Here is a 24,795-nt window from a genome sequence, read left to right on the forward strand (position 1 = left end):
AACCTCATCCAAAAAGGATGTCGAAGGTTGTGGGACCTTTCTCACATTTAAAATCTTTTTTTGTCGATTATCGGTATATTTTACTATCAAATGATAGAATTGTTAACATTCGTTTACAAACAAAAAATAGACCACTCTTTGAGAAAAGTGGTCTGCAATGAAGTGTTCGTTTTTCCTTTTTATTCCAACTATCTAATAAAATCCAACCTGAATGTTGCGAACGGATGCTACGATATCAGCAGCCGCTAACGTTGTAGTCTGATTGCAACTAATATTGATTTCCAGATTGACGACGAAGCCCGCCTCTCTTGAATAGCTTAGAGGTTTATACGCGGCAATCGGCATCCATTGTGAGTTCTTGTTCAAATTGATGATACGCACTTGGCCCGTTGTAACAGGCGTTGGATGTGCTGTGCTGGATTCGGAAATGTTGATAAACACACTGAGTCCACCCGGAACCGTTTCGAGCACTTTTGACTCATAGGCAATGAACACCCTGCTTTTCCCCGAAGGACTGTTAGCCCCTGTAAACCCTGCCATCGAGAGCGCGACTCTATTGAAATAATACTCACCACTGGCTGCTATTGTCTTGTTTGCCGTTTGCGTAAGGTTTATCTGCGTACCGCCATTCACGGATGAGGAAGAGATGACAAAATTTGCACTGCTGCCCTGATTCGCACCGGTTCCAATTATGGCATTCGTTCCAACAGCGACAGGAGTAGAAGGGAAGTTAAAATAGTCCATATTATTTACCTTGAATATAGAAGAAATGTCGTTAACTGTCGCCGTGAAGGGCGTTGTGACATGTTTTGCTTTATTGGAGTAAACAAGCTCGTATGGGTAGTAATTAATGTCGAATTTGTTGTAGCAGCATTTATCATCCTGCACAATACCGTTGAGCCCCGGGGTATTATATGGAGGATCAAAACTTGTAAATCGTCCATCGATCATTGTCGCATCAATTTTATTAAAGGATGAATTGATTAGTCTTAATTGTGCATATGAGCCGGTTAGACCGACTTTATTGTTACTGTCGAGTACAGTCGCCATAATAGAAGAGCCGACAACGTTAGTAAACAAGATGCCGTCATAAACATTCTGCTGAATTTCACAGCCCGATAAGTTTACGCCCAGCGTATTGCTTGCCTCTAAGCCTGCATATCCCGGCGCGTTTCGGCCATTCATATAAATTTTTGTTCCAACAAAGCGGAAATTGCCTCCGTCAATTGAAACACCTGCTTTTCCCGAGCTGCCGATATTACAATTGGTCATCAGACTATCCGATAAATTGCGACCATATAGCCCATACCCGCCTGAATTATCAATAAAACACGTATCAAAGATATAATCGAGTCCGCGCCCTGTTAAATGAAACGTATTACCACCTATATTATAAGTAACAAGATCGTTAAAATGGTACCTTTCATACCAATCGGTACGAGCTCCGTCAAAGTCCGCGAAACCGTGAATATTCACTCCTAAACCATGAATGTAAAATTTCTCGAAGGTGACATAGTCGCCTTTGATGGAAAACAAAGATCCTGTAGCGCCTGTATAAGGCTGGATAACGGTATTGAAGCCTTCGCCGCGAACGGTAGCGCCTCTGTTCACGTAGACTGTCTTTATCTTATACACGCCTGTCGGAATATAAGCGAAATTGTTTGCGTCCAAACACGCTTGAAAAGCAGCGGTATCATCAGTTGTGCCATCGCCCTTGGCACCGTAGTTGAGTACATTCCCGCGCATGCCTCCATCTGATGAAGAATTGGACCAAGCCGTTTTCTCAGCATCAGTAACAAATCGGTGCGTGGTATCTTCTGTTATCATCGTCGCCGGATGCGTGACCGGATGGGTATAGTTATTTGCTCCGACCGCAACGCCGTCTAATTTTGATTTATCCGATGCGGGCATGAGCCCTTTCGTATTTGGTGTAACGGTAGGTATAGCCGCGTTGATCGTGACATTAGTGGAACCGTCAAAGGTAGTCGTACCTGTTACATCTCCGTTTATAGCGATCGTCCTTGCCGTTTGCAGTTTCTCTGCTTGATCGACGATACCGTCATTATCCGTATCATAAACGGAGCGCATCATATCGCCATTCACGGTATTCCATGCTGCTTTCTCCGTATCCGAAACGAAGCGATGTCCCGTATCTTCGGTAATCATCGTTGCAGGATGAGTGGCAGGATGGGTATAGTTGTTCGCCCCGCTTGCAACTCCATCCAGCTTTGTTTTATCTGCGGCACTGAATAATCCCTTAACGTTTGGTGTTGCAGTAGGTATAGCCGCGTTGATCGTAACATTAGTGGAACCGTCGAAGTTCGTCGTACCTGTTACATCACCGTTAATTGCGATCGTTCTTGCCGTTTGCAGCTTCTCTGCTTGATCAACGACACCGTCATTATCCGTATCATAAACAGAGCGCATCATATCCCCTTTAACGGTATTCCAGGCAACTTTTTCCGTGTCCGTAACGAAGCGATGTCCCGTATCTTCGGTAATCATTGTTGCAGGATGCGTTGCAGGATGCGTGTAATTGGTTGCTCCGGCAGCTACCCCATCGAGCTTTGTTTTATCTGCGGCACTGAATAGTCCCTTCGCATTTGGTGTCGCAATTGGGATGGTCGATTGGATGGATGTGTTCGCAGATCCGTCAAAAGCTGCACTCCCTGTCACATCACCCGTTAATGAAATTGTTCTGGCCACCTGCAGCTTAGCCGCTTGGTCAACAATACCGTCCTTATTCACATCATAGACCGATTTCAGCATGTCCCCGTCCTCACTTGGCGGAGCAACATTGTTTGAAAGTCGTAAATAAGCGGCATTCTCAGGTGTTCCCGGCGTTCCAGCTGCTACATAGACATCTGAGAATTGTTCCATTGCAACCATCAACAAATCTACGTCCTTATTCGCTGCAATAAGCGATTGCAGATAGGTTGGCATGACACCGTCCATAAAAACATCAAATTGCTGCAATCCTTCATCCGGAAGTGTAGGGCCCGCATAGATTTGAGTTACTCCCATTTTATCTACCTCCTCTATTAGATTTGAATAAAACTATCAACGTATCATATGCGAGAATGAGAGCATCTGTTCTGAGCGATTGACGGACTTGTGTCCAACTTGTACAACGGCATTACACCCGTTAATCGAGGGTCGCTGCCTAAACGCACAAAAAGACCGATAACGGGATATCCCGTCATCGGTCTTAGTTTAGAAGTGTTAGTTACCGCCTACACGAGCAAGCTCTTTCATGTTGGCTTCAAATGCGGCAAGAAGGGCTTCGTCGCCGGCAAGGCCGGTTTGTTCCATCTTCTCGATTTGCTCCAGCATCCGCTTGTAATCTTTCGGGATGATTTTGATAAATTTCGTCTTGGACGTCTCCCAATCGGAGAGTAGACGATCGCCGATCGCACTGCCCGTGTACTCCACATGGCGCTTGATCATGTCTTCCAGCTCCTCGGAATCACGTGGATCCTCTACGCGCTCCAGAAGAACCATTTCGATGTTGCAGTGTTTATAGAAATCGCCTGCTTCATCGAGGACATAAGCGACACCGCCGGACATACCGGCTGCGAAGTTACGGCCTGTGCCTCCGAGAATAACGACGCGGCCGCCTGTCATATACTCACAGCCGTGGTCGCCAACACCTTCAACGACTACCTTCACGCCGGAGTTACGAACTGCGAAACGCTCGCCCGCGATACCGCGGATATAAGCTTCACCGTTAGTCGCGCCGTAGAAAGCCGTGTTGCCGATAATGACATTCTCTTCTGCCTTAAATGTTGCTTTCTTGGATGGAGCTACAATCACTTTACCGCCGGAAAGTCCTTTACCGACATAGTCATTGGAGTCGCCTTCCAAGGAAAGCGTGATCCCTTTCGGTACGAATGCGCCGAAGCTTTGACCGGCAGAGCCGACAAAGTGGAACGAAATCGTATCTTCAGGCAATCCTTTCGCGCCGTACTTGCGAGTCACTTCACTACCTACGATCGTACCAACTACGCGGTTGATGTTCGTGATCGGCAATGTTGCGCGAACTTGCTCACCGGTTTCGATCGCAGGCAATGCGAGCGGCAGCAATTGCTGCATATCCAGTGATTCGTGCAGTTTATGATCCTGCTCCTGCGTGCAGTAGCGTGCCGCATCCTGCGGAACTTCCATCTGGTGCAGAAGCGGTCTAAGGTCGATGCCTTTGAGCTTATAGTGCTCGATAAGATCCTTCGTTTGCAAACGATCTACGCGGCCGACCATTTCTTGAATCGTACGGAAGCCAAGCTCTGCCATAATCTCGCGCAGCTCTTGTGCAACGAACAACATGTAGTTCGCTACATGGCTTGGGTCGCCCATGAACTTCGCACGAAGCTCAGGGTTTTGCGTAGCAACACCAACCGGACAAGTATCCAATTGGCAGACACGCATCATGATGCAGCCTAGAACAACAAGCGGTGCAGTCGAGAAGCCGTATTCTTCGGCGCCAAGAAGTGCTGCAATGGCAAGGTCGCGGCCGTTCATGATTTTGCCGTCTGTCTCAACGACTACGCGGTCACGCAGGTTGTTGATCATCAGCGTTTGGTGCGTCTCAGCAAGTCCAAGCTCCCACGGCATACCGGCATGACGGATCGATGCCAGCGGCGAAGCGCCTGTTCCGCCATCGTAGCCGCTGACAAGGATAACATCTGCGCGGCCTTTGGCAACGCCGGCAGCGATTGTTCCTACGCCTGCTTCGGATACAAGCTTCACGTTGATACGTGCACGAGGGTTGGCGTTCTTCAAATCATGGATAAGCTCAGCCAAGTCCTCAATGGAATAGATATCGTGATGCGGAGGCGGGGAGATTAGTCCTACGCCAGGTGTGGAACCACGAACTTCAGCAACCCATGGATAAACCTTACGTCCAGGAAGCTGGCCGCCTTCACCCGGCTTCGCGCCTTGCGCCATCTTAATTTGTATTTCGTCGGCATTAATTAAGTAGTTGCTCGTTACGCCGAAACGTCCGGAAGCCACTTGCTTGATCGCACTGCGGCGGGAATCGCCGTTAGCATCCGGAATATAACGTGCCGGATCTTCGCCGCCTTCACCTGTATTGGATCGGCCACCGATGCGGTTCATCGCAATAGCAAGTGCTTCATGCGCTTCTTTACTGATCGAACCATAGGACATCGCACCGGTTTTGAAGCGTTTCACGATGGATTCAACGGATTCAACTTCATCAATCGAAACCGGTGCTGCATCGTAGTTGAAATCAAGCAACGAACGCAGTGTCAGATGTTTCTTGTCTTCGCCTTGAACAAGCGCGGAGAATTTCTTGTAAAGCTTATAGTCATTCGAACGGGAAGCCATTTGCAGCGTATGAATCGTCTGCGGACTGAACAAGTGGTCTTCGCCGTCTTTACGCCATTGATATTCGCCGCCGGAGTCAAGCTCCTTCACACGGCCTTCTTGCTCTGCGAAAGCACGGTTATGATGCTTCAGCGTCTCTTCTGCGATAACGTCGAGACCGATACCGCCAATACGTGTAGTCGTCCAAGTGAAGTACTCATCAACGAGCTCTTCCTTCAAGCCGACAGCTTCAAAAATTTGTGCGCCGCGGTACGATTGGATCGTGGAGATACCCATTTTGGATAGAATCTTAACGACGCCTTTCGTAGCTGCTTTAATGAAGTTTTTCACAGCTTTCTCGTGCGTTACGCCTCTGAGCAGCCCTTGACGAATCATATCGTCGAGCGTTTCGAATGCAAGGTATGGATTCACGGCGCTAACGCCATAACCGAGCAGCAATGCAAAATGGTGTACTTCGCGCGGCTCGCCGGATTCCAGCAAAATGCTGACTCTCGTACGCGTACCTTCGCGAATCAAATGGTGATGCAGTGACGATACAGCGAGCAGCGACGGGATCGCCGCATTCTCACGGTCTACACCGCGGTCAGACAGAATAAGAATATTATGGCCTTTGCCAATTACGCGATCAGCCGCTTCGCACATTTGCTTAATCGCAAAACGCAAGCCTGCTTCGCCTTCTGCTGCATTAAACAGCGTAGGCAGCGTAATGGATTTGAACCCCGGACGGCGCACATGGCGCAGCTTCGCGAACTCCTCGTTCGATAATACAGGAGAAGCTAATTTAATATGACGGCAGCTTTCAGGCTCGGCAAGGAGCAGATTGCGCTCTGGACCCAGCGTTGTGCCTGTAGCTGTAATAATTTCTTCGCGAATCGCGTCGATTGGCGGATTCGTAACTTGTGCGAACATTTGTTTAAAATAGTTGAACAAACGCTGCGGACGCTCGGACAGAATCGCAAGCGGCGCATCATAACCCATGGAAGCGATTGGCTCTACGCCGCTGCCTGCCATAGGCTCAAGCACTTTACGCAAATCTTCGAACGTATAGCCAAATGCTTGTTGACGATTCTCAACGGTTTCATGATCCGGTTCCGGAAGTTCAGGAGCATCAGGAAGCTCATCAAGACCGATAAGATGCTCATCAAGCCACTCGCGGTACGGGTTCTCCTCTGCGATTTGAGCTTTAACCTCTTCATCGGATACGATGCGGCCTTCTTTGGTATCGACAAGCAGCATACGACCTGGACGAAGACGGTCTTTATAAAGGATATTCTCAGGATCGATTGGAACTGTACCGGCTTCGGAGCCGAGAATGATAACGTCATCCTTCGTTACATAATAACGGGCAGGACGAAGACCGTTACGGTCAAGAATGGCTCCGATTTGCGTGCCATCCGTGAATGCCATTGCTGCAGGTCCGTCCCACGGCTCCATCAAACAGCTGTGGTATTCGTAGAAGGCTTTCTTCTCATCACTCATGCCTTCGTGGTTGGACCAAGGCTCCGGAACCATCATCATCGCCGCATGCGGCAAAGAGCGACCGGATAGGTAAAGGAATTCAAGCGTGTTGTCGAACATCGCCGTATCAGATCCGTCCGGATTGATAATCGGTTTGATTTTGTCCAAATCGTCGCCGAACAGCTCCGAAGCGACCATCGTTTGACGAGCATGCATCCAGTTCACATTACCGCGAAGCGTGTTGATCTCGCCGTTATGAATAAGATAACGGTATGGATGCGCGCGCTCCCAGCTCGGGAATGTGTTCGTGGAGAAACGGGAGTGAACAAGCGCGATAGCTGTTTCCATCGCTTCGTCGTTAAGCTCAACATAGAACGAGCGAACCTGCTCTGTCGTGAGCATCCCTTTGTACACGATTTTCTTGCTGGACATGCTGGAGAAATAGAAGCTGTCTGCGCCTTCTGCGCCGGAATAGCGAATAGCGATTTCCGCGCGCTTGCGAATGACATAAATCTTGCGTTCGAAAGCAAGCTCATCTTGAAGCTCGGCGCTACGGCCAATGAACACTTGACGAACATACGGTTTAACCGATTTCGCCGAGTGGCCCAGCTTCTCATCATTCGTAGGAACGGTACGCCAGCCAAGCAGCGTCTGGCCTTCCTCACGGATGATCGCTTCGAGCTCACGCTCATGCTTCACGCGAATGTTCTCGTCTTGCGACAGGAACAGCATACCTACGGCATATTCGCCGCTTGCAGGCAGTTCGACACCGAGCTCTCTGAGTTCACGAGAGAAGAAGCCATGCGGGATTTGTAGTAGAATCCCTGCTCCGTCTCCTGTGTTAGGCTCGCTGCCCTGACCGCCGCGATGCTCCATGTTCTCGAGCACCGTCAGCGCCTGCTGAATAATTGTGTGTGATTTAATTCCCTTGATGTTAGCCACAAAGCCCATTCCGCAGGCGTCTTTCTCAAATTGCGGATCGTATAGACCTTGCTTCGGCGGCAATCCTAAACGGTTCTCTTTCACTTGGATGCAACCTTTCTATGAGAAATTTTTAAATAAACGGATGGAATGGATTCTTATTCATGGAATCCGGCTTCATTTCGAAAGCGATATCGCTTAAAATGAAGGTGTACACGCAGGTTAATGAAAAGGTTGCGTTCCAATAATACATCCCTTGAAAAAAGTTATTATATTATTTTAACACCAGTGCATTACGATATCAATTTAATATTTTTATGATTGTGATAAGTGTTCTTTACCACGACACAGCAGCAATTCAAAAAAATAACTGAAAATTGATACCATCAAATAAAACGCATAATTATGCAAAAGGATGTGGTGAATATGTATAGCAAATTCAGGAAATTGCCCAAGTGGACAATCACGTTCACGGCGGCTGCTTTGTTAGTTGGTGCAGTTGGAAGCAGCGGAGCTTGGGCTTCTGCTGCAGCTTCATTATCAACGCCTATTATGGCTGTTTCAGCAATCACCGCTCCGAAGGCTGATGATAACCAACCGCTTCGAATTGTTGGAGTTGGCGATTCTTTGACACTTGGTTACGAGCTGGGCATGTCGGAAAGCTCCGTTCCTTACGGCTATGTCGATCGACTGTACGAGCAGGCGCTGTATCACGGCCGTGCTGAGCTGCAGAATTACGGTATTCTTGGTTTGAAATCGCCCGGTTTGCAAAAACTACTGGAAGCGGCGGCGGCGGGAACACGTATAACGGCAGATCAGTTGCAAGCGAATTTATCGACTTATCCACTGGCTGAAGCAACCGTCGCGAAGAGCGCACAGCTTGGCGAGGATCTGAAGAAAGCGAATTTAATCGTGCTCACGATCGGCGGGAATGATTTTACACCGATTTTCAATGACATTTTAAATGATGAAGAAATCAGTGCTTCCGCGCTGCAAACTCGGTTAGATGCCTTATTGGCTAGTTATTATCCTTCATTAGAAGCATCGCTGCGCACGATTCTCAAATTGAACCCGAAAGCTACGGTTGTGTTTGCCGACCAGTACCTCCCTGCGCCGAAGCCTTCCACGATTAATCAAACCATTACACAAGAACAATATGCGGTATTAACCGATGGCGTGGCTAAGCTGAAAACACAAACCGAGGCGATTGCCGCTAAGCTGACGCAAGAAGGCTTCGATGTGCGAACCGTCGATGTGTCGACGCCGTTCCGCGGTAAAGAGCTCAGCTACACCTCCATCCTCAGAGGTGATATTCATCCGAAGCAATCGGGTTACGACGTGATGGGAAGAGTGTTTGCCAAATGTATCTGGGGCGACTATCGCGACCCTGAAGTGCTGGATGCGGGAACGCCGCTAAGTGTTGTCGTAAACGGGAAAGCATTGAATAGCGTCAATAAGCCTGTTTTGAAAAATAACACGACGTTCCTCCCCATGCGAGATGTCACAAAAGCATTAAACGCAACACTTGCTTGGGATGGCCCAACGCGTACGGCTACCATTAAGTCCGGGGACAAGGTCGTTGCCTTCACCATTGGCGCCGATACGATGAAAGTAAACGGTCAAACCGTTCCTCTTGAGACACCTGCATACCTGCAGCAGTCCGGCGGCAGCTCGGTGACCTACCTGCCGCTCGCGGCATTGTCCAAGGGTCTTGGCTATCAGGTCGTTTATCGCAAACCGATTGCGACTGTGTTTATCCAGTCTTAGAGATGTTATGAAGAGGGCATGAATTCACCGGGTTGGTGAGTTCATGCTTTTTTTGTTGTTTGTGGCCGGGGGAGGCGGTTTGAGGAGCGTGGCGCGAGTGGCGTGTCGGGGATTGGTTCGAAGTAGCTCAGTTGGTGGGCTTGATTATAGTAGATACATGAGGATTGGCTCGATGTGGATCTGCTGGTGAGCTTCTTTGGGCTATAATCGATTTGAGGCTAAAACCGATGGAGTTGCTCTAATGTGGACTTGCTGGTGGGCTTCTTGGGGCTGAAACCGATGGATTTGCTCTATGTAGACCTCCTGGTGGGCTTCTTGAGGCTAAAACCGATGGATTTGCTCCATGTAGACCTGCTGGTGGGCTTCTTGTGGCTAAAACCGATGGAGTTGCTTCATGTGGACCTGCTGGTGGGCTTCTTGAGGATAAAGCGAGTGGGCTTCTTTTGAGTAAAATAAGGGGGACACGCTCGATGTGGGTCTACTGGTGAACTTTTTGCAAACCTTGTAGAGTATCCCGTACCGCTCATATGTCAAATTTGCCGTTTTTTCCTTCATGTAGGGTAGCCGATACCTCTCTTTGAGTTAATAAACATTATTTTAGTGAATGTGCGGTAACGGGTACCTCTCATTGCGATTGATCACTTCCAAATACTAGAAACACATTGACTTCTAATGACTAAAATTGAATGAAATCAAATTTAGTTGCTTGAGCTTAATTCAACCGATATATGACGAAAGAGTAGCTCTGGGAGCTACTCTTTCGTTAATTCCGCGGGGGTTCCGCCAATGTGTGGCTCTAGGAGCTACTCTTTGGCAAAATTCCGCTGTTATATATTGATGTGTTGCTCTGAGAACTACTCTTGAACTAAAACCATTGTTAGCTGATCGAAGAGTAGCTCTGGGAGCTACTCTTTCGTTATTTTCGCGGGGATTCGTCAAAGAGTAGCTCTGGATGCTATTCTCTGACTAAATTCCGCGGGTAAGTGTTGCGCTGGGAGCTACACTGTTGTTGCGAGTTCTGTTGTTGTATCGCGTTTTGTTCTACGATGAAGCATGAGGAAGACGAGTAGGGATAGTACTGCGAACACGACTGCAAAGCTTGCTGTGTGCAGCGCTTTGCTGCCGACAGTTATGAGCTCGTTTCCTGTCACGATTTCGCGGAAGGCGCTAATTGTGTATGTCATCGGCAGCCATGCACTGATTTGCTGCAGCCACGATGGGACAAGCTCAGATGGATACGTGCCGGCACTGCCGGTCAGTTGCAGAATAAGCAGCATGACGGCGACAAAACGTCCCGGCTGATCGAGCAATGTAACAAGGAACTGTACGATCATCATGAAAGTGACACTTGCCAGCATCGACATGCCTATGAAAGCGCCTAAATGGTTCACTTTGAGGCCGATTCCGTAGAGCAGAATTGCATCTGCAATTAATGCTTGCACGATACCAACAACGATGAAGAGCAATACTTTGCTGACGAACCAGCTCCAGCCGGAGCGCGGCTTCAGTCCAGTCTCGCGCATCGGGATTACCATTGTGGAGAGCAAGGCGCCTACAAACAGACCGAGTGACAGGAAGTACGGAGTGAAGCCCGTACCGTAGTTCGGCACGTCGGTCAGCTTGTGCTCATCGACATGGACAGGGTTCGCGAACATGTCGTACAGGGCATCGGTTCCGATGATGCCCCCGGTTTGCTTCGCGGCATCGCCGAGCTTGCCCGACAGCTCGGCCGTGCCGCCTGCGAGCTGCTCCGCGCCGCTCGCAAGTGCGGCGGAGCCGCTGGCCAGCTTGCCGGAGCCCCCGGCAAGCTCGGCCGCACCGCGGCCTGCGGCGGCGGCGCCGTCCGCCAGCTTCGCGGCGCCGACCGCAGCGCTCTCGGCGCCGGCGGCTAGCTTGGCGCCGCCTTGCTGCGCGGCTGCGAGCTGCGCGTGCAGCGCCGCAAGCCCTTGCTGCAGCTGCAGCTGGCCCTGCTGCAGCTGCGCGCCGCCGGCGGCAAGCTTCGCGCTGCCGCCAGAGAGCTCGGCTGCGCCCGCGGATACCGCGCGGGCTGCGCCGAGGAGCTCCTGCAGCGCGGGATCCTGCGCTGCATCCGGCGAAGCTGCGGCGGCGTACGCTTCAAGCGCCGCCGACAGCTTCGCGGCTGCGCCGGCGAGCTGCGCACCGCCTTGCTCCGCCGAGGCAAGCCCATCGGCCAGCTTCGCACCGGCCTCGGCTGCTTGCTTAGCTCCGCCGCCGAGCTTCGCGCCGGCAGCCTCGAGCTTGCCGAGCCCGGCTGCGAGCGCCGCCGAGCCGTCACGAACTGCGGCCGTGCCGGCCGCCAATTGACCGGCGCCGCTCCCAAGCGCCTTAACGCCTCCGGCGAGCTGCTCCGTGCCGGAAGCCAGCTTCGCCACATTATCGCGCAGCAGCTTGGCACCGTTCTCCGCATTTAAGGCGCCGTCGCTCAGCTTGCCTGCACCTTCGCTCGCTTGTACGATGCCGTCGGATGCATCGCCAATGCTGGCAAAAACCGCCTCCGCATAAGCTTTTGTCACCTGCTGCGAAATTTCGGTTTGCAGCTTCTCGATGGCAGCTTGCCCGATTTTGGCTGCTAAGTAATTGCCGCTATCGTTGGACACATATCGGATAGCCGCAGGCTGCGGCTTCTCATCCAGCAGCGTGGTCGCTTGCTTGGAGAAGGACGCCGGAATTTCAATGACATAATAGTAATCCCCGTCCTGAACGCCTTTCTCCGCTTCAGCGCGGCTCACAAAAGCCCAATCAAATTCCGGATTCGCCTTCAATTCCTCCACCAAATCCTGTCCGACAGCCAGCGGTTTTCCTTCAAATTGTGCGCCGGCATCCTCATTCACGACCGCCACCGGCAGCTCACTCAGCTTCCCATACGGGTCCCAAAACGACCCAATCAACATCCCGCTGTACATAATCGGAATGAACAACACCCCAACAATCGGAATCAGGAGCTTGGGATTTCGGACAATCCGGCTTAACTCCTTGCCAAACAATGATAAACCTCGCATAGCGCTTTCCCCTCCATGAAAAATAATGAATAAATGACCAATATGGTTTTTCGGTCAATTCACTTCAAAAAAAAGGACTAGTCCACCTTCTCCAACTAGCCAACGCCCTTGTACCTCTGCCTGCACGTTTTCTTAACAAACCGCCGTCTCCGTACCTCTGCCTGCACGTTGCTCAACCAACCGCCGAATCCGTACCTCTGCCTGCACGTTTCAGCCAACCTACTCCGCCACTCAGCTGGTTACAGACTTGCCTTACCTTACTTCACGCCTACACCTTCACGCAGCAAACTCGTAAAATAAGCCGCAAGCTCTTCACGCGACAGCTGGTGACTTCGGTTCCACTCGACGCCGATTGCAACATACAGCTTCAAGATCACAAAAGCAGTCAGCGCCGGATCAATATCGCGCAGCTCGTTCTTCTCAATTGCAAGCTCAATCTCATGCTGGATAAAAGCGTAAATGGCCTGTTCAAGCCTCGCCACGCCATCTTTCGCCATAGGCGTACCCAAATCGCGAATCTCCTGCGACAATTTCACGATGAGCTCATGCTTCTCGCGAAACAGCAGCAGCTCGTGCAGCACAGCTGCTAAGTTATCGAAGAAATTCCGCTTTCGGTCAATCGTGCGCTCCGCCAAGCTCCGAAGCTCGGCAGCCAGCTGCCCGATGATTTCATTAAACAAGTCTTCCTTCGTTGCAAAAAACGTATAAATCGTTCCCTTGCCGACTGCAGCGATTTTGGAAACCAGCTCCATCGTTGTCGCCTTATAACCAAACATGGCAAACGATTTCCCCGCCGCCTCCACAATTTGCATTCTGCGATCGACCGGTTTCTTCTGTTCCATTGCGCTGCAGCCTCCTTCTTCAACATGATATAGGTCATAATAGCACTGACTGACCAGAAACGCAATACGGTCATTCGGTCATAATCGTGATACGACTCTTCTATTCAATCGCTCCAATCTTCACCCGAAAGCGCAGCATCCACATTACTGCCCGCTGCCTCAAGCTCTTCTATCGTAAACAAAGCATGCAGCTTCAGTCCGGCTTCCTCGAGCTTCTTGCGCCCATCCGGATTCCGTTCGATGACACATATGACGTCTTCCACAATAGCGCCGGCTGCGCGCAATTCTGCAACACTAAGCAGGATCTGTCCGCCGGTTGTGACGACATCTTCCACAACGCATACGTTCTGGCCGCGCACTTCCGCGCCTTCCGCAAGCTTGCATGTCCCATAATTCTTCGCCTGCTTTCGTACGAAAGCCGCGGGGATATTCGTTTCCAGCGATAGAGCCGTCGCAACCGGGATACCGCCCATCTCAAGTCCGGCAAGCACATCTATGCCAACAGGAATACATAAGGCCAGTTCACAGGCAATCGCACCAAGCAAGCGAGGGTTCGCTTCAAATAAATATTTGTCAAAATACGTCTCCGAAACTTGACCGGAACGCAGCGTAAAACTCCCCGACAAATGCGAGCTGTTATAAATCCCTTGTGCCAAATCATTTCTATTCATACCGTATCCCCCTCCGGCTGCCTAAGCTGCTCTCGTCATACCCTTACTTATACTCTTTCTCCAACTGCCTCAGCTGCTCAAGACCGCGCTCCGCCCAGCGCTTCAGACGGTCGATCGCCTCGATTTCAGCAGCAACTGCTCGTGTAAGCGACTCTTTGTACGATGGCACTTCTCCTGGGTAAAGTCCGCTGATATCACCGTAAGGTACATTCGTTTTCTCGGTGTAGCTAAGCGCTCTGCGTTCATGGAACATCGGTACATCGGGATTATAGGGATTGTGCAAATCCCCCTGCTCCGGGTGCTTCAATACCGCCAGTACTTTAATCAATGCGCGCGGTCCGCCTGTTTCCATAACTTCCCCTGCATAGTCGCCTGATTTATAGGTAAACGTTACGATAGAACCTTGTTCCGGAATAAACTTTTGATTTTGCTGCATTTTGTAACCACTCCATTCTTGTCCGTATTCGCCGCTTCGGCGAACCGCCTAATTTTTAGCATAGAATAAGGATGCAATCATACGCAAGTCTTAATTCCAATCTTGTGCTTCAAAGGGAAAACAGCGTAATATGAGATAGAGAGTTCTTAGGGATTCCTGAACCGGTAGAAGAAGCAGGTGATAATGTGCGAAAAAAAAGAGTATTGCTCCTTTCCGAAGGGTTCGGTTCCGGGCATACCCAGGCGGCTTACGCGCTTGCGGTAGGTCTTCGTTCACTTGATTCTACAATTCAGACTCGCGTCATTGAGCTGGGCAATTTTCTTAATCCGGTCATCGGCCCGCTGATTGTATCCGCATATCGCAAAACAGTGACTAAACAGCCGAAACTGCTCGGAAAGCTTTACCGCAGACAATATAAAAAATCACTAAACCGATTCGCTCAGCTGGCGCTGCATCGTATTTTCTACACACATACATCGCAGGTGATCGCCCAATTGAAGCCGGATCTGATCGTATGCACGCACCCGGTACCTAATGCAGTCGTTTCGCGGCTGAAGAGGCTTGGGCTGCAAGTTCCACTCTATACGCTCATTACCGATTATGATGCTCATGGCACGTGGACAAGCTCCGAGGTGACCAAATATCTGGTGTCCACCAATGAGGTGAAGACCAAGCTGACCGACCGCGGCATCTCACCCGGGCGAATTGAGGTTACCGGCATTCCGGTACATCCGAACTTCTGGCAAACGCATGACAAGTCGGAGCTGCAGGCGCAGTTTGATTTGAAACCATTGCCAACCGTCCTTATTATGGGCGGTGGTTGGGGGATTATGTACAGCGATGATTTGCTCAGCTACATGACCCGTTGGCGTGATCAGATTCAGCTGATCTATTGTGTCGGCAACAACGAGAAAGTACGCGAGCGGATGCTGGCCGATCCGAGCTTCCAGCATTCAAACATCAAGGTGCTTGGATTCACCAAAGAAATCAACAAGCTGATGGACGTCTCTGACCTGCTGATTACGAAGCCCGGCGGCATGACATGTACGGAAGGCTTGAGCAAAAGCATCCCGATGCTGTTCTACGAACCGATTCCGGGACAAGAAGAAGTGAACTGCGAATACTTCGTCGCGAGCGGTTTTGGCGAGATGCTAATCTCTTCTGAAACGATTGATAAATGGTTCGCCCTTATTCAAGAGCCTTATACCTCCGGACAGCACCGGCTTGATCTAATAAACAAACGCAACCAACAATACAATCCGATGGAATGCTCCCGCGCCGTCCTGCAGTTTCTGCAGTGACGGTTTTTTCTGTTCGGTTTACTGGAACAAAAAAACCGGATAGGCCATAGGCCAATCCGGTTTCGATAGTTTACTTTAAAGCACGCTTCCGCCAAACAAGAAGCGGTTCTCCCATTGTCCGCCTGCGATGTCGTTAATACGAACGCCGCCGGATTCTGTAGAATACGTATGTAGGATTTGGCCATTTCCAAGGTAGATGCCTACGTGTGTGATGGTTTCAGTCGCTTTGTTGACGCCTGCATAGTTGGAAGCTTTCGAGCCTTTGTACTCCATGAAGAACATCAGGTCGCCGCGTTTCAGTGAACGCCAGTCGGATTTCGTTGCGCCTTTGGCTTTCACGTAATCGCCTTGCTTGCGCGAATCAGCAGGAAGCGTCAGGTTTGCTCCTTCGCGGAATGCCGTGCGTACGAAGTCGGAGCAATCGAATGTTGTAGTCGTATCACGATCAGAGCCGAACTCATATGGCGTTCCCCAATATTTCATGCCGGCTGCAATTGTGTTCTCGATCAATTGCGGTGCGCTCGGAGTTGTGCCTCCGCCGCCTGTGCCTGAACCAGGCTTCGTGCCGCTAGGCAAAGAGAAGCTTGCACCAAGCGATATGTACTGCTCACTTGAGCTGACATAACCTTTAACACCATTGGAATCCGTTACAGCAAACCATGCGCTGTTTGGCTGACCTGTGATCAGGACCGATTCACCTTTGCTCAGATAGCGTAGACGCGTGCCGTCTGTGGAAGCGGATTTACGGAACGAAACGGATGAAACGATCGATGCGTTATAGATGATTTCAATATATTTATCGGAAGAAGAGACATAAGCGATCGTGCCGAGAACGTCTTGCACTTTGTACCAGCTCGCGTTCGTTCGCTCCAAGATGACAACGTTATCGCCAGCCTTCAAGTATTTGTAAACGGTTGAAGATGTAGACGGTGCGCTGCGGAAACTTACGCTGGACTGAATTTCTCCGACGACAGGTGCTGGAGCCGGTGAGGCGCCCATCACTGCTGGCATGACAAGCAAAGTAGTCAGAATCAGAACAAGCAGTGATGCTGTAAACTTTTTCATTTTGGTCCTCCTTGTGTTGGTCATGCTGTAGGCTTTTTGCCCTAATGCCAATTGTACGGTTCTACGCAAGATGCATATATCGTCCACATGTCTCATTTGTCATCCTGCTCACTAGTCGAATAGCCCTACCACACGAACCTACAGACGCAAAAAAGACACCTCCTTATCAGAGATGTCTTCAAGCGGACCCAAGCATTTCCTATGTTTCACTCCGAAGTGCTTCAGTCCTATACGAAAGCCTAAAGCACTAGTTTCTTCCACGCCTTCTTCAATCATGTAAATAATTCCAATATCGTTCCCCTACGAATGTACTGCTAATTCCTTTCCAATTCCGGAAAAAATGCTTGAAGTTCTGATTCACTTTGGCTTTTCTTGGTCACCAGCATGAGGGTATCGTAACGGTTAGGAGAATCGATGACGGACTGATAATCAAGTTTCCCGATTGACGAGAAAATAGCCACATCCCCTGTATGGTAGTACAGATACAAAGATGCCTCGTCCTCATTATACGAACAGAATGCGATTTGTTTGGATTCCACGGGTACGAGCATAGCCAACGCCTCCCAAGTGTAAGATATCGCAAGGACATTACTATATATATCCAAATTGTAACCATAACAGCACTATAGTGAATCGATATCCTTACAAAATATTATTTATCCCAAATACTTAATGGCCAGCAGTGCATCAATAGGCGTATGCTCCAAGCCAAATGCGTGAACAAAAGCCGGATTTCGCTGATCATGCATGCCTTTCATAATGGTGACCTCATAACCCAGATCCTCCAGTTCTGCCGGCTCCCAGCCGCTGCGATGCGTTTGGAATTTCTCCCCGTTCAGTCCGAAGTGATCCACATACTGCTGCGGGAAGAAACCTCGCGGCGTATATATGATGACATGGTGCTTGGCAATCATTTCTGCCTTCTGCAGGAGCAAATGGGCATCATGCTTGGTGAAATGCTCGATGGAATCGATGAACGACACCGCTGAGAACGACTTTGGCACAAACAGCTTATTCATCTCCCTGGCATCCGCATTTAAGGGAATAATATGACTGGCATTCGTTGCCCGGTTAACCAGATAAGGCCGATGAATCTCAAGCGCGACAATATGTGCATAGGGAAAAGTGTCCAGCAGGACACAAGGCCCACTCCCGATATCGAGCAAGCTCTCCCTATTCGTAAGCTTCTGATGAAGCATTGCATTGAAATCTCGATCCGTTGTTTCGTATGCCACTTCTGCTACCTCCTTCGCCTGACAGCTCTTCTGTTAGTTTATGAGCATGTCCTTGCAATGTAACGGCACATGTACAAGAATAAAAAAACAGTCCCCGTACACCAATAGGCGCATAGGGACTGCTGTGTAACAGGATTGAGGTGCTAGTATCCGGAACCGGAAGCGGATAAGCCCGAGCCGCAGGACACGCAAAACTTGGCATTCAGCTCGTTCTCGGTTTTGCAGGTGTTGCAGATGACGACAATTTCGCCGACAGTCGTTTCACTCTTCAATTCATCACCCAGTGCAGATCCGCAATCCGGGCAGAACTTCGTATCGAGCGCTACGACTTTGCCGCAGCTGCAAGTTTTCTCGAAACGGATCATCTTGATTCGCTCCTCAAGCTGACCGACTTCTACATGCAGCTCATCTACCTGTAAGCAGCAATTTGACACTTCATGCTCGGCAGAAGCCAAGTCATGCGCTTGATGCGCACGGTAAACCGCTGCTCCGATTGTTGCATACACTTTGTCGATTTCTCTTTCTTTACCGGAAATCTGCGCTTTCAGTTTCGTGATTTCAACGGTTTGCTGTGCTTTCTTCGCCGCTTCCGATGCACCTTGTTTGACTTTATCGAAAAAGGACATTTACGATCGACTCCTTCAACTATTCATCTACTATTGTCATTTTAACATAAACCGCCCTAACTGGTCATGCACATCCAAAGTCCTAATAAACGACAGAACCCTACAATAGGCTATTGCTATAGTTTATGTGCCGGACAAGTGCGCAAGAACATATATCGCATCACATAGCAAAAAAGGACTGCCGAGAAGCATCTCGGTCAGTCCTTTCGTCATATATGCGCGATGTAATGGATATAGACTATTCGGCTGGGTACATACGCTCGCGAATCGCTTTAACTTCAGCGCTCTCGAGGTACTCATCGTAGGACATCATACGATCGATTATACCGTTAGGCGTAATTTCGATAATGCGGTTCGCAATCGTTTGAACGAACTGATGGTCATGCGATGTGAAGATCAGCGTTCCATCGAAGTCGATCAAGCCATTGTTAAGCGCCGTAATGGATTCGAGATCCAAATGGTTCGTCGGTTCATCCATAAGAAGAACGTTCGAGCTGGACAGCATCATCTTGGACAGCATGCAGCGAACCTTCTCGCCCCCGGATAGTACGCTTGCTTTCTTAAGCGCCTCATCACCGGAGAAGAGCATACGGCCAAGGAAGCCGCGGATGAAGCTCTCATCTTGATCCTTCGAATACTGGCGCAGCCAGTCGACCAGGTTCGTATCTACACCGTCGAAATATGCTGAGTTTTCTTTAGGGAAATACGCTTGTGTCGTTGTAATCCCCCATTGGAACGTACCTGCATCCGGCTCCAACTCGCCTGTAAGCAATTGGAATAGGATCGTTTTCGGCAACGTGTTCGGTCCAACAAGTGCGATTTTGTCGCCTTTGTTGATTGAGATCGTCAGGTTGTCGATCAGATTCACACCGTCAACGGCCTTCGTTAAGCCTTCCGTCAGCAGCAATTGTTTGCCTGCCTCACGCTCCGGCTTGAAGTTGATAAACGGATATTTACGGCTCGATGGACGAATGTCATCAAGCGTGATTTTGTCAAGAAGCTTCTTACGGGAAGTCGCTTGCTTGGATTTGGATTTGTTCGCGCTGAAACGTTGAATGAACGCTTGCAGCTCCTTGACTTTGTCTTCCTTCTTCTTGTTGTTATCGCGCATGAGCGTCAGCGCCAATTGGCTGGACTCGTACCAGAAGTCGTAGTTACCGACATACATCTGGATTTTGCCGAAATCGATATCAGCAATGTGCGTACATACTTGGTTCAAGAAGTGACGGTCATGGGATACTACGATGACAGTGCCTTCATAGCGGGAGAGGAAATCCTCAAGCCAGCCGATGGATTGCATGTCAAGATGGTTGGTAGGCTCATCGAGCAATAGAATGTTCGGTTCACCGAACAATGCTTGTGCCAAGAGCACGCGGACTTTCTCGTTACCGGAAAGCTCAGCCATTTTCTTGTCATGCAGATCCGGCGTAATACCGAGACCGTTCAACATACCTGCTGCTTCGGACTCCGCTTCCCAGCCGTTCATGTCTGCGAATTCCGCTTCCAATTCGCCTGCACGCATGCCGTCTTCATCGGTGAATTCCGCTTTCGCATAGATCGCGTCTTTCTCTTTCATGACTTCATATAGCTTCTTGTGACCCATAATAACCGTTTCGAGTACGAGGAAATCATCGTATTCGTAATGGTTCTGCTTCAGGACCGCATAGCGTTCGCCTGGTGTAATATGAACCTCGCCGCTCGTTTGCTCTACTTCGCCGGAAAGAATCTTCAGAAACGTCGATTTGCCTGCGCCGTTTGCACCAATCAAGCCGTAGCAGTTGCCAGGCGTAAATTTAATATTTACATCTTCAAATAGCGCACGCTTACCGAAACGAAGCGTTATGCCGCTTGTACTAATCATTGTAAACAATCCCGTCCTTCACTAAAAGTTCTACTCATCACACCATTATAGCATAAAATCGCGAAGGATTGCCTACTTGTTATCATTTAATCGAACGGTTTCCCCATGAGGCAGGATCATAACGGTTCCTCGCGGCAGCGAAAGCCGCTTGCTCTCTGCCTCCAGTCGATCCAATGCTTCACGCGGTGTGTCATCGGCTAATTTATACGAGCCGTAATGCATCGGAACGAACCGCTTGGCACGCACATCGAGGAAGGCTTGCAGCGCCTCCTCAGGCGTCACATGCTGCTGTCCCATGAACCATTCCGGTTCATAAGCACCGATCGGCATCAGCGCAACATCGATATCGAAACGATTTCCAATTTGTGTAAAACCGTCGAAATACCCGCTGTCCCCGGCAAAATATACCGTAGGCGCCAGTTCAGATTCGATGATGAATCCGCCCCAGTGCGACTTGTTCGTGTCCGTCAAGGTACGGCGTGTCCAGTGCTGTGCCGGTACAAAAGTAAACGTAATGCCGCTGATTGAAGCCGACTGCCACCACTCGAGCTCAATAATGGAGGAGAAGCCTTTGCGACGCAGCTTATTTGCCAGCCCGACAGGTACGATCAACGTTTTGCTGCCTTTGAGCTGTTCGAGTGATTTCATATGAAGATGATCATAATGAGAATGAGAAATTAATACGACATCGATTGGCGGTACATCTTGAATCGCGAGACCCGGCGTAGACAGACGGCGTTGCAACGCAAGCTTCTCGGCCCAAATCGGATCGGTCATTATATTAAGACCAGCGTGCTGGATTAGAAATGTAGAGTGGCCGATCCATGTCAACGATGGCTCAGCCGAATTGGAATGCAAATAAATCAAGTCCGGATCTGCGGTCGGGACGGTATAGGAATAATCTTTGTGCTTGATTTTGCCTGCGCGTTCCCGGCGCCATTGTCTGACTTCCTTGAACGTCTTCGGTACGGCTTCCGAATTCATATTTTCAAACCGCATGGTGCTCACGTCTCCCGTCGTGTTGTCAGTTACCTGTCTCTATACGGCTGCATGATACAACCATTCTCTATTTTCAAAGATACCAAGCTTAAATCGATTACGCAAACAGCGTTCAGCAGTTTGAATTTCAATTGTGGTACCCTTGCCAAATGGTTTACAATATAGTCTAACAATGAACGGGAATGGGGGAAAACCATATGAAATTACTTGGTATTGAACCGACGCCAAGTCCAAATACAATGAAATTGAATGTGAACGAGAAGCTTCCTTCCGGGCAGCGCTTTAGCCTTGCCCTAAGTGATGCCGACAGTGCGGCTGAACCGCTGCGCAGCCTGCTTCGCATTGACGGCGTGCGCGGCTTGTTCCGCACGACGGATTTTATCGCGCTTGACCGGAAGCCGGGGGCGGACTGGGAGCGGATTCTAGCCGAAGCTCGGCGCATCCTCGTGAGCGGCGATGAGGCCGGCTCGGCCGAAGGCTCTGGCGCGGGCACTGGCGCAGCCGTGCCCGGCGCAGAGAGCTTCGGCGAGGCGCACGCGTTCGTGCAGCTGTATCGGGGCATTCCGATGCAGGTGCGCGTACGCACGCCCGGCGGCGAAGCGCGTGCGGCGCTGCCCGCGCAGTTCACGGAGGCGGTGACGCGGGCAGCCGCCTCTTCGATGATTCGCGAGCGAATACTGGAGGAGCTCGGGGTCCGCTACGGCGAGCCCGATGAGATTGCAGCGGAGCTCGTGCGCGAGCTTGAAGCCGCTTATCCGCAGGAGCGGCTCGAGGAACTTATCGCGGCGGCGATCGCGCTCGGCGCCGCGCCTGCCGATGCGCCGGCGGCCCCGGCTGCGCGGCCTGCGCCGCTGTCGGCAGAGCAGCTCGCCGAGCGGCTCGCATCGCCGGAGTGGAGCGTGCGCTACGAGGCGCTCTCGCGCACGGCGCCGGAGCCGGCGATGCTCCCGCTGCTCGCCCAAGCCATATCCGACGACAACGTCTCCATCCGGAGACTGGCCGTCGTCTATCTGGGCGAGCTGCGCCTGCCGGAGGCGATGCCGCTCCTCATCGCGGCCCTGCGCGACGCTTCCGCGTCCGTGCGGCGCACCGCCGGCGACACGCTATCGGATCTTGGCGACCCCGCCGCGATCCCAGCCATGATCGAAGCGCTGCGCGACCGCAACAAGCTCGTCCGCTGGCGGGCCGCACGCTTCCTCTATGAAGTCGGCGACGACTCCGCGGCAGAGGCGCTGCAAGCAGCTGCGGCTGACCCGGAATTCGAGGTCAGCCTGCAGGCGCGCATCGCCCTGGAACGAATCGAGCGCGGCGAGGAAGCTGCCGGATCGGTCTGGCAGCAGATGACAGCACAAAGAAGTAGCAAACCACAACCTTAATTACTTGGTCTGCTAACTTCGGCTTTGGCTTTGGCTTTGGCTTTGGCTTTGGCTCTGGCTTTAGCTTCGGCTCTGGCTTTAGGATAAGCTTTAGCTTTAGCTTTAGCCTTTAACCTTTAGCTTCGGCTTCGGCTTTGGTGTTATTGTTGGTATCGGTTGGTGTTGGTGTTGGTGTCGGTATCGGTGTCGGTGTCGGTGTCGGTGTTGGTGTCGGTGTTGGTATCGGTGTCGGTATCGGTGTTGGTGTTGGTGTCCGTGTCGGTGTCCGTGTCGGTGTTGGTATTGGTATGTGTCGATGTTGGTGTCGATGTCGATTTCGGTGTCGATGTCGGTGTTGGTATTGGTATTGGTATTGGTATTGGTGTCGGTGTCGATGTCGGTGTTGGTGCGGGTATTGATGTCGGTGTCGATGTCGATGTCGGTGTCGGTGCGGGTATTGGTGTCGATGTCGGTGTTGGTGCGGGTATTGATGTCGGTGTCGATGTCGATGTCGATGTCGGTGTTGGTGCGGGTATTGGTGTGGTTGTGGGTGTTGCTCAAATCGTGATTTGGAGACGATAATGTTGCATAAAGTGCAACATATCGACCGATTTAATGCCGAAACTCCGATTATGTTGCATAAACTGCAACATTTCTCAGAAGTTGAGGCCCAAATCGTGATATGGAGACGATAATGTTGCATAAAGTGCAACATATCAACCGATTTAATGCCGAATCTCCGATTATATTGCATGTAATGCAACATTTCTCAGAAAAGGCGCGAGGGCGGCCATAGAGTAGCGCCGATCTAGCGGTAATCTGTCTCAAAAGCGCCAGGAATCTAGCAGCTATCAGTTACCTATTGCCTATTGCCTGTTGCCTATTGCCCGTTGCCTGTTACCCGCAGTCCGCACCAGGCCACGATGGATGCCACAAATAAAAGGAGCTAAGCACTTTCAGATGCTTAGCTCCTTTATTTCAATCAAACGAATTTGCGGTGGGAAAGCCCCTACTTGTTTCTCGCGCTGAACCCGCTATCGCGTCATCGGATACGCTTTATCCCAGCTGTGATCCTGCTTCATGAAGCGATCATTTTTCAAGAAATACGTACGACTGACTTCACCGGGCCGATCCGGAAGCGGATCATCCCAAGTCACGTCCATATGATGCCAGCCGTTATTCAGGCGTACCAAATTCCAAAGATGGCTTCCGGAATTCACCTTGCCTTCCACGATTCTCGACTCCACACCTGCATGCGACAGCATACGGTAGGCAAGCAGAGAGTACCCTTGACAGACGGCCGTACCAGTTTCAAGCGCATCCATCGCCGTGTATCGCTGCAGCGTTGTATCGTACGCCACATGCTTCACAATCCAATCGTGAATGTAGGTCACCTTCTCGAGCGGATCCATTTTGTCCACGACAATCGAAGGCAATGCTTGAGCAATTAATTGATCCACGCGTCTCGTTTGCTCTGCTGTCTCACGATAGGTAATGGTCAGCTTAATCTTCGCATTCGTGCCCCATGTGCGAATCGTATAGAGATACGAATCCACAATATAGGCAATATAATCGTCGGCCGCGAAGGTATCGCGTATAAGCATCGGGAATTGCTCGGACAACGCTGTGCGATTCCCATCGTAGGATATGGAGATTTCCGGCTTCTGCTCGAGCAGCTGCTGCAATATTTCTGCTTTAAGCTCTTGAAGTGTCGTGCTATTCGATGCCGCTTGGACGACTTTAATTTCTCGAAAATCCGAACCAAGTCCCACGAACAGAATCAAAGAGACGAGGGCCAATCGTATCATCAATCGGTGCATGTCCATTTGACTCCCTTCTACCTGCCTCTTGGCTTACCTAAATCCATTATAGCAAAGTGGAATGGATGGAATAAA

Annotated in this window: 18 protein-coding genes; 5 read left to right on the forward strand and 13 right to left on the reverse strand. The window is 50.5% G+C overall.

The features are described 5' to 3' along the window. Positions 1–192: 192 nt before the first annotated feature. Entirely contained in the window at positions 193–3,024 is a 2,832-nt protein-coding gene (locus tag AC0YNS_RS17240; RefSeq protein ID WP_475782199.1) for a right-handed parallel beta-helix repeat-containing protein, read from the reverse strand. A 198-nt stretch (positions 3,025–3,222) separates the two neighbouring features. Beyond that, positions 3,223–7,827, reverse strand: coding sequence for a glutamate synthase large subunit (gene gltB / locus AC0YNS_RS17245; RefSeq protein ID WP_475782200.1), 4,605 nt, complete (start codon positions 7,825–7,827; stop codon positions 3,223–3,225). 321 nt (positions 7,828–8,148) lie between these two features. On the opposite strand from gltB, the gene AC0YNS_RS17250 reads away from it, so the two are divergent. Both AC0YNS_RS17250 and AC0YNS_RS17255 read left to right on the forward strand, forming a co-directional pair. Beyond that, positions 8,149–9,489 (forward strand): SGNH/GDSL hydrolase family protein, encoded by a 1,341-nt coding sequence (locus AC0YNS_RS17250; protein ID WP_475782201.1) that lies wholly within the window; start codon positions 8,149–8,151, stop codon positions 9,487–9,489. Positions 9,490–9,732: 243 nt separating this feature from the next. Beyond that, positions 9,733–9,936, forward strand: coding sequence for a hypothetical protein (locus AC0YNS_RS17255; protein ID WP_475782202.1), 204 nt, complete (start codon positions 9,733–9,735; stop codon positions 9,934–9,936). Between the two features lie 551 nt (positions 9,937–10,487). On the opposite strand, the gene AC0YNS_RS17260 is transcribed toward AC0YNS_RS17255, so the two are convergent. From AC0YNS_RS17260 to kapB, 4 genes are all read right to left on the reverse strand, one after another. Further along, positions 10,488–12,509, reverse strand: coding sequence for a YhgE/Pip family protein (locus tag AC0YNS_RS17260; protein WP_475782203.1), 2,022 nt, complete (start codon positions 12,507–12,509; stop codon positions 10,488–10,490). Between the two features lie 257 nt (positions 12,510–12,766). Further along, the gene (locus AC0YNS_RS17265; protein ID WP_475782204.1) at positions 12,767–13,351 is read right to left on the reverse strand and encodes a TetR/AcrR family transcriptional regulator; all 585 of its coding nucleotides are present in this window, start codon (positions 13,349–13,351) and stop codon (positions 12,767–12,769) included. A gap of 104 nt (positions 13,352–13,455) precedes the next feature. Further along, a complete protein-coding gene (pyrE, locus tag AC0YNS_RS17270; protein ID WP_475782205.1) occupies positions 13,456–14,022 on the reverse strand; it encodes an orotate phosphoribosyltransferase in 567 nt (188 codons plus the stop codon). A gap of 43 nt (positions 14,023–14,065) precedes the next feature. Next, positions 14,066–14,458: a sporulation phosphorelay system protein KapB gene (gene kapB, locus AC0YNS_RS17275; RefSeq protein WP_475782206.1), complete on the reverse strand. Its 393-nt coding sequence runs from the start codon at positions 14,456–14,458 to the stop codon at positions 14,066–14,068. 185 nt (positions 14,459–14,643) lie between these two features. Between kapB and AC0YNS_RS17280 the strand changes: the two genes are divergently transcribed. Then, the gene (locus AC0YNS_RS17280; RefSeq protein ID WP_475782207.1) at positions 14,644–15,759 is read left to right on the forward strand and encodes an MGDG synthase family glycosyltransferase; all 1,116 of its coding nucleotides are present in this window, start codon (positions 14,644–14,646) and stop codon (positions 15,757–15,759) included. 75 nt (positions 15,760–15,834) lie between these two features. Here AC0YNS_RS17280 and AC0YNS_RS17285 read toward each other — a convergent pair whose 3' ends face one another. From AC0YNS_RS17285 to AC0YNS_RS17310, 6 genes are all read right to left on the reverse strand, one after another. Further along, positions 15,835–16,824 (reverse strand): C40 family peptidase, encoded by a 990-nt coding sequence (locus AC0YNS_RS17285; protein ID WP_475782208.1) that lies wholly within the window; start codon positions 16,822–16,824, stop codon positions 15,835–15,837. Positions 16,825–17,138: 314 nt separating this feature from the next. After that, positions 17,139–17,375 (reverse strand): KTSC domain-containing protein, encoded by a 237-nt coding sequence (locus AC0YNS_RS17290; RefSeq protein ID WP_475782209.1) that lies wholly within the window; start codon positions 17,373–17,375, stop codon positions 17,139–17,141. A gap of 105 nt (positions 17,376–17,480) precedes the next feature. Then, positions 17,481–18,059 (reverse strand): class I SAM-dependent methyltransferase, encoded by a 579-nt coding sequence (locus AC0YNS_RS17295; RefSeq protein ID WP_475782210.1) that lies wholly within the window; start codon positions 18,057–18,059, stop codon positions 17,481–17,483. Between the two features lie 143 nt (positions 18,060–18,202). Continuing rightward, positions 18,203–18,685, reverse strand: a complete 483-nt coding sequence (locus AC0YNS_RS17300; RefSeq protein ID WP_475782211.1) for a double zinc ribbon domain-containing protein — start codon at positions 18,683–18,685, stop codon at positions 18,203–18,205. Positions 18,686–18,923: 238 nt separating this feature from the next. Further along, complete coding sequence (locus tag AC0YNS_RS17305; protein ID WP_475782212.1) at positions 18,924–20,546, reverse strand: ABC-F family ATP-binding cassette domain-containing protein; 1,623 nt, start codon at positions 20,544–20,546, stop codon at positions 18,924–18,926. A 72-nt stretch (positions 20,547–20,618) separates the two neighbouring features. Next, complete coding sequence (locus AC0YNS_RS17310; RefSeq protein ID WP_475782213.1) at positions 20,619–21,545, reverse strand: MBL fold metallo-hydrolase; 927 nt, start codon at positions 21,543–21,545, stop codon at positions 20,619–20,621. 197 nt (positions 21,546–21,742) lie between these two features. Between AC0YNS_RS17310 and AC0YNS_RS17315 the strand changes: the two genes are divergently transcribed. Together AC0YNS_RS17315 and AC0YNS_RS17320 are read left to right on the forward strand one after the other, a co-directional pair. Continuing rightward, complete coding sequence (locus AC0YNS_RS17315; protein ID WP_475782214.1) at positions 21,743–22,921, forward strand: conserved virulence factor C family protein; 1,179 nt, start codon at positions 21,743–21,745, stop codon at positions 22,919–22,921. A 171-nt stretch (positions 22,922–23,092) separates the two neighbouring features. Next, positions 23,093–23,482, forward strand: a complete 390-nt coding sequence (locus AC0YNS_RS17320; protein WP_475782215.1) for a hypothetical protein — start codon at positions 23,093–23,095, stop codon at positions 23,480–23,482. A gap of 452 nt (positions 23,483–23,934) precedes the next feature. Here the strand turns inward: AC0YNS_RS17320 and AC0YNS_RS17325 are convergent, their stop codons facing one another. Continuing rightward, positions 23,935–24,720, reverse strand: coding sequence for a transglutaminase domain-containing protein (locus tag AC0YNS_RS17325; protein ID WP_475782216.1), 786 nt, complete (start codon positions 24,718–24,720; stop codon positions 23,935–23,937). Positions 24,721–24,795: the final 75 nt, after the last annotated feature.

The organism is Paenibacillus sp. J22FR21 (genome assembly GCF_056269135.1).

Coding starts and splice junctions, on each gene's coding strand:
- AC0YNS_RS17240 (WP_475782199.1), bottom strand. CDS start 3,024: ATGGGAGTAACTCAAATCTATGCGGGCCCTACACTTCCGGATGAAGGA.
- AC0YNS_RS17250 (WP_475782201.1), top strand. CDS start 8,149: ATGTATAGCAAATTCAGGAAATTGCCCAAGTGGACAATCACGTTCACG.
- AC0YNS_RS17260 (WP_475782203.1), bottom strand. CDS start 12,509: ATGCGAGGTTTATCATTGTTTGGCAAGGAGTTAAGCCGGATTGTCCGA.
- AC0YNS_RS17265 (WP_475782204.1), bottom strand. CDS start 13,351: ATGGAACAGAAGAAACCGGTCGATCGCAGAATGCAAATTGTGGAGGCG.
- pyrE (WP_475782205.1), bottom strand. CDS start 14,022: ATGAATAGAAATGATTTGGCACAAGGGATTTATAACAGCTCGCATTTG.
- kapB (WP_475782206.1), bottom strand. CDS start 14,458: ATGCAGCAAAATCAAAAGTTTATTCCGGAACAAGGTTCTATCGTAACG.
- AC0YNS_RS17285 (WP_475782208.1), bottom strand. CDS start 16,824: ATGAAAAAGTTTACAGCATCACTGCTTGTTCTGATTCTGACTACTTTG.
- AC0YNS_RS17290 (WP_475782209.1), bottom strand. CDS start 17,375: ATGCTCGTACCCGTGGAATCCAAACAAATCGCATTCTGTTCGTATAAT.
- AC0YNS_RS17300 (WP_475782211.1), bottom strand. CDS start 18,685: ATGTCCTTTTTCGATAAAGTCAAACAAGGTGCATCGGAAGCGGCGAAG.
- AC0YNS_RS17305 (WP_475782212.1), bottom strand. CDS start 20,546: ATGATTAGTACAAGCGGCATAACGCTTCGTTTCGGTAAGCGTGCGCTA.
- AC0YNS_RS17310 (WP_475782213.1), bottom strand. CDS start 21,545: ATGCGGTTTGAAAATATGAATTCGGAAGCCGTACCGAAGACGTTCAAG.
- AC0YNS_RS17315 (WP_475782214.1), top strand. CDS start 21,743: ATGAAATTACTTGGTATTGAACCGACGCCAAGTCCAAATACAATGAAA.
- AC0YNS_RS17325 (WP_475782216.1), bottom strand. CDS start 24,720: ATGCACCGATTGATGATACGATTGGCCCTCGTCTCTTTGATTCTGTTC.